Below are 13,180 nucleotides of genomic sequence, written 5' to 3' on the forward strand. Positions count from 1 at the left end.
TCATAGATCATGTTGGGTTGTATGATGAGACTTTCCGTAAGATTAGTCAACACTTATATAAAAGCCTGAGCATTTTAATCGCTTAATTAAAATTATTGTTATATGATAAAGCTTCGGAAAAGGGGGGCATTCATTTGGCGAAATCAACAACTTGGCGAATGATCGCATTTTTCTGGCGCCAGCTGGCGGATATGAAACGTAAATTGTTACGTATCATTGTGGCATTAGTTGGCGTAGCCGTGGCTTCGTATCTGGTTCCGCGAATAACGCAATATGTCATTGATCAGGTGATTCCCCAACGCGCCATGGGGACGCTGCTTGGCGCGATTGCCTTGGCGTTATTGCTGACGGCGGTGGCCGGCTTGCTAAGCGGGCTCAGCACTTATTGGATCGGGCAGGTCAGTTTACATGCGATTGCCCGCATGCGTGATGACTTGTTTCGGCACACGTTAGGCTTGGATATGCGGTATTTCGAGACGAGCCAGACCGGTGATCTGATGGTGGTGCTCACGAGCGACGTGAATACGCTGCAGCGGCTAATTTCGAGTAATACGCTGGGATTATTTGGCAGTCTGCTCAGTTTTGTCGTGGTGCTGGTTCTGATGATCGTTCAGGATTGGCAACTGACCGGACTGATTTTGTTGACCTTTCCGGTTTTATTTGTTCTGAACAATATTTTCGTGCGCAGCATTCGGGCTGCTTATCGTCAGGTGCGGGCAAGCTCCGGGATGATGAATAATCAAATTCAGCAGGCTTTAACCAGCATTGGATTGATTAAAAGTTTTACAACCGAGGAAATGACAGCAACCACGTTTCAACACGCCAATGCGCGCAACCGTGACTATCAGCTTAAAGCAACCAAACTCAGTGCAACCTTTTCGCCGTTAACCGACTTCGTTAACTATTTAGGAACGGCGATTATCTTGGGCTTTGGTGCTATTCAGGTCATGCATGGCCAGTTCACGGTCGGCTTGATCGTTGCTTATACCGCTTATCTTGGCATTTTACAGGCGCCGATTCGTCAGTTGACCGGACTCATTCAACAATTGCAACAGGCGACGGTGTCATTTGAGCGAATTGAGGCATTGCAGGCCGCTTCACCGCAAATCGTGTCGCCGCCAAACGCCGTGCGCTTACCGCGATTTCAGAAACAAATTCGGTTTGATCACGTTGACTTCAGTTACGATGAGGATGTGCCGGTGTTGCACGACATCAACTTTGCCATCAATAAAGAAGAAGTGGTAGCGCTAGTGGGTTCTTCCGGCGCAGGGAAAACGACGATTACGAATTTATTGGCGCGGTTTTATGATCCTACTGGCGGGCGAATTCTGATGGATGGCATCGATTTGCGCCAGGCGGATCTGATGAGTTTACGCCAACAGATTGCCATCGTTTCGCAAGATGTGATTCTGCTCGATGGCACTATTCAGGAGAATCTTGAATATGGGACGCCATCTGCCAGCGAGGCGGCGATTTGGCAGGCTGCCGAAGCGGCTAACATTGCCGATTTTATACGCAGTTTGCCCCAAGGCTTGGCGACTCAGGTAGGCGAGCGCGGGATTCGATTATCTGGCGGCCAGAAGCAACGAATTGCAATTGCCAGGGTCTTTTTGAAAAATGCCCCGGTTGTCATCCTAGATGAGGCGACGGCAGCTTTGGACAATGAGTCGGAGCGTTTTGTACAAGCCAGCTTCGATCGGTTAATGGCCGACCGGACGTCGTTAGTGATTGCGCACAGGCTTTCAACCGTGCGACACGCTGATAAAATTCTTGTGTTAGAGCATGGTCAAATTGTGGAAGCTGGTAATCACGAACAGTTAATGGCGCAAAACGGTCGTTACAAAGAACTTTATGATTTGCAGTTCAATTAGTCAGGCAAAACCCTGATACTCAAATGTTCACACCACCAGTGAGATCCTCATGTACCAGTTTTAAATGTGAAAAAAAACATCTAATGTCGCCTTTTTCCGGCACAACGTTTACATTCCCACTGGTTTCGGGTATCATACATTAAGTATGCAATGTGAATTGCGAGACTAATTGTCGGAGGTACAGCATGTCTGCAAAATGGGAAAAAAAGGGCACCAATGATGGTGAACTCACTTTTGAAATCGATTTACCAAAAATTCAACAAGGTTTAGACCAGGCGTTTCAACGTGTTCGTAAGAACCTGACCGTTCCTGGATTCCGAAAAGGCAAAGTAAGCCGCACGGTGTTCAAGCGGATGTACGGTGACGCGGCATTATATGAAGACGCGTTAAATATTTTGTTACCGGATGCGTATGAAGCAGCGGTTAAGGAATCCGGGATCGATCCAGTCGACCAGCCGAAGATCGATGTTGAGTCGATGGACGAAGGCAAGCCTTGGGTTATCAAGGCAAATGTCACGGTTAAGCCTGAAGTTAAGCTTGGCGAATATAAAGGCGTTGAAGTGCCTAAGCAAGATGTTGAGGTATCTGACGACGATGTTAACGCTGAACTGGAAAAGCGTCGCGAACAACAAGCCGAACTTGTGGTCAAGGACGATAAAGCAGCCGAAAACGGCGACACGGTTGTCATTGACTATGTCGGCACCATCGATGGCAAAGAATTCGATGGCGGCTCGTCCAAGAACTATAGCTTGGAATTAGGATCCAACTCCTTTATTCCTGGCTTTGAAGAACAGCTTGTCGGCCACAAGTCCGGCGATGAAGTCACAGTAAAAGTGACCTTCCCGGATGATTACAAAGCCACCGATCTTGCTGGCAAAGCCGCAGAATTCAAAACAACGATTCATGAAGTCAAGGTTAAGGAATTGCCAGAGCTTGATGATGACTTTGCCAAGGACCTCGATGAGGATGTTGACACCCTTGATGAATTGAAGCAAAAGATCAAGAAGGAACTGACTGATCAGCGTAAGGAAGCTGCAAAGAATGCGGTGCAGGAAGCGGCAATCAAGAAAGCAACCGAGAATGCGACGATCGAAGAAGTGCCTAGTGCTATGATCGAACAAGAAGTGCATAACCAAATGGATCAATATCTTGGCAATATGCAACGTCAAGGGATCGACCCGAAGATGTACTATCAACTAACCGGTACGACCGAAGCTGATTTGCACAAGCAGTTTGAGGCCGACGCCGAAACCCGTGTTCGTACCAACTTGGTTCTTGAAGCGATTGTAAAAGCTGAAGATATTCAGCCAACCGAGGATCAGGTTAAGGAAGAGGTTAAGAATCTTGCCTCTGAATACAACATGGATGAAAAGGCTGTTCGTCAGGCTTTAAGCGAAGATATGCTGAAGCATGATATCGGTGTTAAAGAAGCCATTGATATCATTACGGATAACGCCAAAGAAGTTGAACCAGCCAAGGACGAAGAAGCTGACAAGGCTGATTCTGATAGTGAAACCGATAAATAGGTGTCAATGTCGCGTCAAAGAGACGATCCTTGATCGTCTCTTTTGTCGTCTTGAGGCACGCATCTAGCAAGCATTTTTGTTGACAAAGCCGAACTGTGTCGTTGCTAGTCGGTACTTGACGGTTCTGGTAGAATAAAGGTAACAAGAAAGGGTTGAATCAGATGTTTGACAACGTTGAAACAACGGGTCCGGTTACTTGCTCTTTTTGCGGCAAGTCACAGGATCAAGTGAAGAAAATCGTTGCTGGCCCTGGGGTTTATATTTGTAATGAATGTATTGACCTCTGCAAAGAGATCATTGACGAAGAATTTAAAGAAGAAGCCTATCAAAATCTGCTAGAAGTACCGAAGCCAATTGAGATCATGAAGACCCTTAACGACTATGTTATCGGTCAGGATGCTGCCAAGAAGGCGCTCTCGGTTGCCGTTTATAACCACTACAAGCGGGTTAATCAGATGCAGACGGCAACGAAAGACGATACCGAACTCCAAAAGAGCAACATTGCGCTGATCGGGCCAACCGGTTCAGGGAAGACGTTCCTGGCACAGACATTGGCCAAGATTCTCAACGTGCCGTTTGCCATCGCGGATGCGACAACGTTGACCGAAGCCGGTTATGTCGGTGAAGATGTCGAGAACATTTTGCTTAAATTGTTGCAAAATGCCGATTACGACGTTGAACGGGCAGAAAAAGGGATCGTCTACATTGACGAAATCGATAAGATCGCCAAAAAGGCCGAGAACGTTTCAATTACCCGGGATGTCTCAGGTGAAGGCGTTCAACAGGCACTTCTAAAGATTTTGGAAGGTACCATTGCCAATGTTCCGCCGCAGGGTGGGCGTAAGCATCCCCAGCAGGAATTCATTCAAATCGATACGACCAATATCCTCTTTATTGTTGGTGGTGCTTTTGACGGCATTGAAAGTATCGTGAAGAATCGAATCGGGGAGAAGACCATCGGCTTTGGCACGGACTCCAACAATCAGGTTGATCCGGATAAATCCTTGATGCAGCAGATTATTCCAGAAGACTTGATGCAGTTTGGGATTATTCCTGAATTCATTGGCCGTATCCCGATTCTGGCAGCTTTGGAGAAACTTAACGAGAATGACTTGGTTCGCATTTTGACGGAACCTAAGAATGCATTGGTTAAGCAGTATCAAAAACTGTTGAGTCTGGATGATACCGATCTGGAATTCACACCTAACGCGCTGAAGGCCATTGCTCATCAGGCAATTGTCCGTGACACCGGTGCGCGTGGATTGCGGTCGATCATGGAAGCCATTATGCAGGATACCATGTTTGATCTGCCAAGCCGCAGCGATGTGGATAAGGTGGTTGTTACCAAGGCAGCCGTTGAAGGCAAAGCTAAGCCACAATTGGTTTTAACCAAGGGCCGCGAAGCATCTTAATAATAGATAGGCATGAGGAAGCATCAGGTGCAACAGCCTGGTGCTTTTTTGCGTTTGTAGCGCATCACTTAGTGGCACGCCTGCTTATCTTTATCCTGCCGATCGGTGAGGCGAGTGCCTGCAAAGTATGCTAAACTATTGAAGGCAACGGCGTATTTGCGTCGATTAAAGTGATAACAAGAAAAGGAGGCCATTCAAGATGGACGTCCATGATGTCAAACTGACAATCAGTGCAGTGGCAGCTGCGCAATATCCTACAGATGGTCGTCCGGAGATTGCCTTTCTCGGACGGAGCAATGTTGGAAAGTCTTCACTCATTAATAGACTGATCAAGCGCAAAGCCATGGCGCGAACTTCTAGCGTGCCTGGGAAAACCCAGACGCTTAATTTTTATGACCTTGATAGTCGGCTTTTTTTTGTTGACGTTCCTGGCTATGGCTATGCTAAGGTCAGTAAAGCGGCACGGGCGAAGTTTGCTGCGATGATCGAGACGTACCTGACAACACGGCAGCCGCTGCATGGTGCCGTGTTGCTGGTGGATAGCCGGCATGATCCGACAGCCGACGACATCAGCATGTATCAATACTTAAAGTACTATCAAATTAAAACACTGGTTGTGGCGACCAAAATCGATAAAACGCCTAAAAGCAAACGGCTGCATGTGGTTAAGCAAATTACCAAACGCATGGACTTGAACCAAACGGATGTGGTAATTCCGTTTTCGGCCGTGACAGGTGAAGGTTATGATGCCATTTGGTCGTGGTTGGAGCAGACAGCGGGTGTGGAGGGAAGTTTGAAATGAATTTTAATGAGTATCAACAAAAAGCCAATCGCACATTGGCTGGGAACGAACATGTTTTGACTAATTTGTCTTTAGGCTTGGCAAGTGAAAGCGGTGAAGCCATTGACTTGATTAAAAAGTATACTTTCCAAGGTCAGGATCTGGACAAAGAAGAGCTGAAACATGAATTAGGCGATGTGCTGTGGTACCTTTCACAGATTGCTTTATGGGCAGATATTGATTTTGATGATGTCGCGAACGACAATATTAAGACGTTGGCAAAGCGGTATCCGCAATCAAAGAAGTAATCTTCATTTAGGGTTTTCAATCAAGTGTGCATAAAAAAAGATTCAAGCGCCGAGGGTCAGCGCTTGAATCTTTTTTGTTGTTCACCATTTTTTACACAGCGTACTGAATCACAAAGTTAATCCTTTGCTTTTTTCTCGTCGGTTTTATGGGCTTTTTTAGCCAGTTTCTCTTGATGTTTCGGATCCGGCCCGGTTGCCTGTTCCTTATCGCCAGGCAAACTTGCGAATTTATCGAACATGTCGTTCAGGTTGGTTTGAGTGTTGATCTTAAGTGCCATGCACGCCACCCCTTTCCTTGGTGAAAGTATAGCATCAACAATCCGAAGCGTCTAGGTCCGCGGCTTTAGAGCGTGAGCAGGCCCAGTTAGAAACCGGAGCGTAAGTGGCCTCAGACCTAAATGGCTGGGCTTTGGCCATTTAGGTCTGAGGTCCTTATGTGCAGGTTTCTGGGCCTGCGAACGCGTTTTGGCGCAAGAAAGCCACAGGCCCCAGTCTTTGAGTCCCTTGCACGCAGACTCCTGCCCCAGAGAATGCATTTAGAAAAAGAGACGTGGCTTAGTTGATAGTCGCTACCGTATCAGTCAAGGATGCCATTATCTACCAAGTAAATTGCTGAAAATCAAATTATGAATATTAGTTGCATAAAAATGAATTTTAGCGTATAGTACGTTCTTGTAATCAAGGAGGGTATTATGAATCATTTGAAACGCTGGTTAGTCGCTTTGTTCGCAGTTTTTGCCGCGGTTGTGACCTTAAATATGCAAACCGTTCACGCTGATGACAGTCTGGCAAAGATTCAACAAAAAGGCACAATTGTCATGGGGACAAGCCCCGATTATGCACCTTATGAGTTTTTGGTGAATAAACATGGTAAGAATCAGGTTGTCGGCATGGATGTCGAGGTTGCTCGTAAAATTGCGAAAGATCTTGGCGTCAAGCTGGTGATTAAGCAGATGAATTTTAGTTCATTGCTGGTCGCCTTGCAGTCGGGCAAGGTTGATATGGTGCTTGCTGCGATGTCGCCAACCAATGCCCGCCGTAAGTCGATTGACTTTTCCAATACGTATTATAAATCGGGCCAGGATATTATCATCAACAAAACCGATGCCAAGATTTATAAGGACCACAAAAGCTTCGCCAATAAAAAAGTCGGGGTCCAAAACGGAAGTCTTCAAGAAACCTTAGCTAAAAGCCAGATGAAATCAAGCACGACGCTGGGATTGACGAAGGTGACCGATTTGATCTTGGCGTTGAAGACGCATAAAGTGGCCGGCGTTGTGGCCGAAGGGGCGGTTGCACAGGCGTATACGTCCAATGACGATTCACTTGTCGAAATCCCCGGACATTTTAATCTCTCCAGTGACACGATGGGGACGGCGATTGGGTTTGCCAAAGGATCCGATTCGCTGGTGGCAGCGGTGAATAAAAGTCTGGCGGAGATCAAACAGAAAAAGCTGATTCCGCAATATCTTAAAACCGCTGGCAGTTACATGAAGACGAATACCGAGGATACGAGCATGTTGCACTACTGGACTTATTTCCTTAAAGGGGTTGAGTATACCTTACTCATCAGTGCAATTGGGGCGTTCTTCGGGGTCTTGCTCGGTACGATTTTTGCCTTATTGCGGTTGAGCAAACACCGCCTGCCACATCTCATCGGGGTTGCTTACATCGAATTTGTTCGAGGCACGCCGTTGATGATTCAGGTCATGTTTGTCTACTTCGGGATCGGGATTTTCATCGACATTCCGGCACTAGTCGCCGGACTTATCGCGGTATCGCTTAATTCCGCTGCGTATGTGGCCGAGATTATCCGAAGCGGGATCGATAGCATTCCGGTCGGCCAAACCGAAGCAGCGCGTTCGCTTGGGTTATCCGAACGTCAAACGATGACGAGTGTTGTTTTACCGCAAGCCATCAAGAATATCTGGCCGGCGCTGGGGAATGAATTTATCTCGCTGATTAAAGAAAGTTCCATTGTCTCCATCATTGGGGTCACGGACCTGATTTATCAGCTGACAGTGGTTCAAACCGCTACGTACAAAGGGGTTCAACCAATTCTGGTTGCCATGGTCCTTTACTTTGTCCTGACATTCGGGTTGTCCAAGCTCCTGAGTCATTTTGAAAGGAAGATGAATCATGCAGCATAAACCTTTAATTCAAATCAACCACCTGACCAAGAAGTTTGGTGACAATGTGGTTTTGAATGACATTAGCGAAACGATCAATCAAGGTGATGTGATTGTTGTGATCGGCGCATCCGGCGGCGGGAAAAGTACCTTTTTGCGTAGCCTGAATCTGCTTAATCGGCCGACACAAGGCGAGATCCTGTTTGAAGGCACCAATTTGGTTGATCTCAGCGAAAAGCAGCTTGACAACGTCCGGGAAAAAATGGGCATGGTGTTCCAAAGCTTCAACCTTTTCCCGAATATGACGGTTTTGGAAAATATCAAGTTGGCGCCGTTAAAAGTCAAAACCGTGACGGATGAAGAAGCAACCAAAACGGCCAAGGAACTTCTGGAGCAAGTTGGCTTGGGTGAAAAAGCCGATGCCTACCCAGCCAGTCTTTCCGGCGGCCAACAGCAGCGGGTGGCCATTGCCCGGGCGCTGGCGATGCATCCGGATGTCATGCTATTCGACGAACCGACCAGTGCATTGGATCCCGAAATGGTCGGCGAGGTGCTCAAGGTTATGCAGGATCTTGCCAAAACCGGCATGACGATGGTGGTGGTGACCCACGAAATGGGCTTTGCCCGCAGCGTGGCTGACCAAGTATGGTTCATGGACGGCGGCAAAATTCTTGAAAAAGGCACACCTGAAGAACTGTTCGAACACCCCAAGGAAGCTCGGACACAGGATTTCCTGTCCAAGATTTTGGCGCAATAAGTTTTGCCCAGTCGAAGTTGAGAAGAAACTCCAGTTCACAATCCAAAAGCGAACATGCTTTGAGTGTTCGCTTTTTGTGTTCCTGAAAATAATTCGTTAAGTCAATCAATCTATTAGTGCCAAAGCGGAGCAATCGTAGGCCAGATGGGGCTCAGCCGTGCAAACAACACAGCGACCGATTTTGTCGCTGATGTTGTTAGGCGACTTTAAGACAGCGGTTTTCTGGCTCAAAGCGCCGTCTCCGCTCTAGCTTCGCGTCGCCAGCACCATCTGGCCGGAGATTGCGGAGTTTGGCACGGCAGGAGACTCATTGCCTAAGCTTTTCTGAATCATTTGGAGCTCTGCGAGTTAAGAACAGGTCACTAGAAATGTGGCTCAATCTCATTTGATGCCAACTGCCAAGATGTCTTTACAATCGCAGCTATGCGCAGCAAGTGCGTCGCTTGCAATCTAATTTTAGAATCTTTATAATGTTAAGCGAACATTTGTTTTATAAGGAGATTACGATGGCATCAGCACACATTGAGCATAAATTATCGTTGCTGCCGGATCTGCCCGGCAGTTACCAGATGAAAGATATTAACGGGAAGATTATTTATGTCGGTAAGGCCAAAAATCTAAAGAATCGCGTTCGCTCTTACTTCAAGAGCTCACATGATGGCAAAGTAGCAGCGATGGTGGCACAGGTGGCTGATTTTGACTATATTGTGACCTCGACGAATAAAGAAGCGTTTTTGCTTGAAATCACGTTGATTCAAAAGTACCAGCCGTATTACAACATCAAGCTCAAAAAGGGGACTGGCTATCCTTACATCAAGATTACGCACGAGCGCGATCCAAAAATTGAAATCACCGGCACGATTCGCAAAGATGGCGGCTACTACTTCGGTCCGTATCCCAATGTTTATGCGGCGCAGGAAACGATGCACTTTATTCAAAAAGTGTACCCATTACGCCGGTGCAACGGGTATCAAGGACGGCCGTGTCTGTATTATCACATGGGTCAGTGTCTGGGCGCATGTTTTCGCACTGTACCGGAAAAAGAATATGCCGACCAGATTGCTCGGATCAAACGTTTCCTGAATGGTAACGTCAGCAAAGCCAAGGCCAGTCTGACGGCAAAAATGGAGCGGGCAGCCAAAAATCTGCAGTTCGAACGGGCGGCGGAGATTCGTGACCAGTTGTATTACATTGAACAGACCGTTGAAAAGCAAAAGATTATTTCGAATGACAATACCACGCGTGATTTGTTTAATTTCTATATGGACAAAGGCTGGATTAGCATCCAGGTCTTCTTCATTCGTCAGGCGCGGTTGATGAAGCGCGAATCGCGGCTTTTTCCGGTCGTTAACACGGCAAAAGAAGAGTTCGAGTCTTTCATTTTGCAGTTTTATAGTCGCAAAAATAATGTCAAACCGCATGAAGTTTTGGTGCCGGCAGGGCTGGATAATAAGGTGCTTGCCGATATCTTAGGTGTTCCGGTGCGTACCCCGCAACGAGGCGAGAAACGTGATCTGATGGCATTAGCCGCGAAGAACAGCCAAATCAAGCTCGAAGATAAGTTTCGCTTAATGGAATTGGATAATCGCACAACAATCGGGGCTATGAAGGAATTGATGGCGGCGTTAAAGTTACCAATGGGCCATGTGGTTGAAGCTTTTGACCACAGTCATATTCAAGGTGCCGATCCGGTTTCTGCAATGGTTCAATTTGTTGACGGACAGCCAGCCAAGAACAACTATCGCAAATATAAGTTGGATGCTGACAAAACTCATAATGGTGCGGACGAAGCGGCGAATACGCGTGAGGTCATTCGGCGGCGATATACCCGGTTGTTAAAGGAACATGCGGCACTGCCGGATTTAATTTTGATGGATGGCGGCGAAATTGAAATGAATGCTGCCAAGGACGTTTTAGAAAATGAATTGAACCTTGATATTCCGGTTGCCGGGATGGTTAAGAATAACAAGCACAAAACCGCAGCGCTTCTGTTTGGCAATGCTGATCAAATGATTAATCTGGATCCGAAGTCACAAGGGTTTTACTTGCTAGAACGCATCCAGGATGAGGTTCACCGGTTTGCAATTTCTTTTCACCGTCAATTGCATGCCAAGAATTCACTGGCATCGCGCCTGGAAGGTATCAAGGGTGTTGGTCCCAAGACCCGCCTGAAGTTGTTGCGTAAGTTTAAAACAATCACCAAAATCAAAGAAGCGCCGATCGAAGACATTCAGGAGCTGGGCATTTCCAAACGCGTTGCGCAGGCATTGAAGCTTTCGTTAACGGCTGATCCAACGCCAGCGCGCCGGGTTTAAGTCTTACTCAGAAAAATTGGATACAAAAAAATCGCAGCGATTTGTTTGTCGCTGCGATTTTTTATTTGAGCATCAATTAATGGTACAGGTTGAACCTGCGCTAAAACGAATCATTGATTCTCTTTAGCCACCGGACGCCAGAAGCCAAGAATTAACGCGGCAATGACAGTCCCGATGATGAGTGACATGACGAACCCCAGTTTCTGATTTGTTAGCAGCAGGGCCACAATGCCGCCGTGCGGTGCCGGAACATTGACGTGCCAAAGCTGGGTTAAACCGCCGGCAATCGCGGAGCCAACAACGGAACTACCGATAATATGCACGGGATCGGTCGCGGCAAATGGGATCGCACCTTCAGTAATAAAGGTCAACCCAAGTGCATAGTTGGATAAGCCGGCATTGCGTTCCTGCAACGTGAATTTCTTTGGAAAGAAGGTGGAGGCAACCGCAATGGCCAACGGTGGAATCATCCCGCCGATCATGACAGCAGCCATCCAGCGGCCATCTTTAAAGCCAGATGCCTGATAAACCCCGATGGCAAACGTGTAAGCCGCCTTGTTGAACGGGCCGCCCATATCGATACTCATCATGGCAGCCAAAATGACACCGATGAGAATGGCATTACCGGTTCCCATACCTTCAAGGAAGCTGATTAACGCACCGTTGATCGCGGCGAAAATCGGGTTGATGATGAAGAACATCAGCAGGCCCATAATGGCCAAACCGATGACGGGATACAGCAGGATGGTGCGCATGCCGTCTAGTGACTTCGGCATTTTGGCCAAGGCTTTCTTCAGACCGACGATCATCCAGCCGGCAGCAAACCCGGCAACCAAACCGCCTAAGAAACCAGCCGGATTCTGGGCCTTCACAACTGAAGCGGAAGCGACCGTTGCCATATAACCACCAACGAACCCAGGCATCAAGGCCGGTCGATCACCGATAGATTCAGCGATATACGCCGCTAGTACTGGGACCAGGAAGCTAAAAGCAAATGTCCCCAGATTATTAGTGAAGGTGAACCACATGGAAGTCTTACCCAGCCATTGTTCAAGGATGAATGAGATCGCCATGATAATCCCGCCGCCGACAACGAATGGCAGCATGTTGGAAACACCGTTCATCAGGTCTTTGTAGATTCGATTCCAGAGTCCGCCGGAAGTTTCTTCAGTATCAGAACTTTGCGTGTTCGCACCGCTTGCGTGGAAGACCTGCCCCTGACCTTTAAGGGTTTCTTCGATTAATTCTTCAGGCTTTTTGATGCCATCGATGACAGGCCGGTTCAGCAACTTCTTACCGTTGAACCGATCCATCTCGACCTTTTTATCAGCAGCAACGATGACCCCGGTTGCTCGGTTGATATCGCTGTCGGTTAATTTATGCTTGATCCCTTCGGAGCCGTTGGTTTCGACTTTAATATCGACACCCATCTTCTCCGCAGTTTCTTTTAACGCAGCCTCCGCCATGTACGTGTGGGCGATCCCGGTCGGGCAGGCAGTGACAGCCACGATAAATGGTCGCTCTTTACGCTTTTCTTCTTTGAATTCGGCTTGCTTAGCGGCAGCATCTTTAGCTTCCTGTGCTTTTTCCGCTTCAGCCTCTTTTTTATCTTTAGCAACTTTTTCGGCTTGAGCCTTGCCGAATAAATCCAGTACCTCGTCCGGTGTTTTGGCTTGCTTCAAGTCCGCTACCAGTTTTGGATTGATTAAAAGGGAAGATAGGGCAGCCAGAGCGGCAAGATGTTCATTGTTGGCGCCTTCAGGGGCGGCAATCATGAAGAATAAGTGTACCGGCTGGCCATCGAGCGCGTTAAAGTCAACACCCTTGGCACTTTTTGCAAAAAGCACGGTTGCTCGAGTAACGGCACTGTCTTTGGCGTGAGGCATCGCAATGCCTTCACCAATCCCAGTGGTGGACTCAGCTTCACGTTTTAAAATATCCTGACGATATTCGTCGGCATCGGTTACAATGCCTTCTGCGTGATACTTGTCGACCATTTCATTGATCACAGCCTCTTTGGTGGTTCCTTTGAGATCCATGATCATGACATTTTTTAGTAGTAAGTCACGAATGTCCATTTT

The 13,180-nt window shown here is 47.4% G+C and carries 10 protein-coding genes; 8 read left to right on the plus strand and 2 right to left on the minus strand.

Annotated elements, in window-relative coordinates; translation table 11 throughout:
• Positions 1-134 precede the first annotated feature (134 nt).
• The 5 genes from LHUE1_RS12015 to LHUE1_RS12035 all read left to right on the plus strand — a co-directional run bounded on the left by LHUE1_RS12015 (position 135) and on the right by LHUE1_RS12035 (position 5,898).
• Positions 135-1,871, plus strand: a complete 1,737-nt coding sequence (locus LHUE1_RS12015) for an ABC transporter ATP-binding protein (protein ID WP_049169756.1) — start codon at positions 135-137, stop codon at positions 1,869-1,871.
• Positions 1,872-2,056: 185 nt separating this feature from the next.
• Complete coding sequence (gene tig / locus LHUE1_RS12020; protein ID WP_049169757.1) at positions 2,057-3,397, plus strand: trigger factor; 1,341 nt, start codon at positions 2,057-2,059, stop codon at positions 3,395-3,397.
• Positions 3,398-3,558: 161 nt separating this feature from the next.
• On the plus strand, positions 3,559-4,809 hold the full coding sequence (gene clpX / locus LHUE1_RS12025) for an ATP-dependent Clp protease ATP-binding subunit ClpX (protein ID WP_010488530.1): 1,251 nt from the start codon (positions 3,559-3,561) through the stop codon (positions 4,807-4,809).
• A gap of 199 nt (positions 4,810-5,008) precedes the next feature.
• On the plus strand, positions 5,009-5,611 hold the full coding sequence (gene yihA, locus LHUE1_RS12030; RefSeq protein ID WP_049169758.1) for a ribosome biogenesis GTP-binding protein YihA/YsxC: 603 nt from the start codon (positions 5,009-5,011) through the stop codon (positions 5,609-5,611).
• Positions 5,608-5,898 (plus strand): nucleoside triphosphate pyrophosphohydrolase family protein, encoded by a 291-nt coding sequence (locus LHUE1_RS12035; protein ID WP_010488525.1) that lies wholly within the window; start codon positions 5,608-5,610, stop codon positions 5,896-5,898. The genes yihA and LHUE1_RS12035 overlap by 4 nt, the downstream gene beginning before the upstream one ends.
• A 116-nt stretch (positions 5,899-6,014) precedes the next feature.
• Here LHUE1_RS12035 and LHUE1_RS12040 read toward each other — a convergent pair whose 3' ends face one another.
• Complete coding sequence (locus tag LHUE1_RS12040; protein ID WP_049169759.1) at positions 6,015-6,176, minus strand: SPJ_0845 family protein; 162 nt, start codon at positions 6,174-6,176, stop codon at positions 6,015-6,017.
• Positions 6,177-6,590: 414 nt separating this feature from the next.
• On the opposite strand from LHUE1_RS12040, the gene LHUE1_RS12045 reads away from it, so the two are divergent.
• The 3 genes from LHUE1_RS12045 to uvrC all read left to right on the plus strand — a co-directional run bounded on the left by LHUE1_RS12045 (position 6,591) and on the right by uvrC (position 11,099).
• Complete coding sequence (locus LHUE1_RS12045) at positions 6,591-8,048, plus strand: ABC transporter substrate-binding protein/permease (protein WP_049169760.1); 1,458 nt, start codon at positions 6,591-6,593, stop codon at positions 8,046-8,048.
• A complete protein-coding gene (locus LHUE1_RS12050) occupies positions 8,038-8,784 on the plus strand; it encodes an amino acid ABC transporter ATP-binding protein (RefSeq protein WP_010488519.1) in 747 nt (248 codons plus the stop codon). Before LHUE1_RS12045 ends, LHUE1_RS12050 begins: the two co-directional genes overlap by 11 nt.
• 506 nt (positions 8,785-9,290) lie before the next feature.
• The gene (gene uvrC, locus LHUE1_RS12055; protein WP_010488516.1) at positions 9,291-11,099 is read left to right on the plus strand and encodes an excinuclease ABC subunit UvrC; all 1,809 of its coding nucleotides are present in this window, start codon (positions 9,291-9,293) and stop codon (positions 11,097-11,099) included.
• Positions 11,100-11,209: 110 nt separating this feature from the next.
• On the opposite strand, the gene LHUE1_RS12060 is transcribed toward uvrC, so the two are convergent.
• Positions 11,210-13,177, minus strand: coding sequence for a PTS fructose transporter subunit IIABC (locus LHUE1_RS12060; RefSeq protein ID WP_049169761.1), 1,968 nt, complete (start codon positions 13,175-13,177; stop codon positions 11,210-11,212).
• Positions 13,178-13,180 lie beyond the last annotated feature (3 nt).

The organism is Lacticaseibacillus huelsenbergensis, assembly GCF_029726355.1.
Taxonomy (GTDB): Bacteria; Bacillota; Bacilli; order Lactobacillales; family Lactobacillaceae; genus Lacticaseibacillus; species Lacticaseibacillus casei.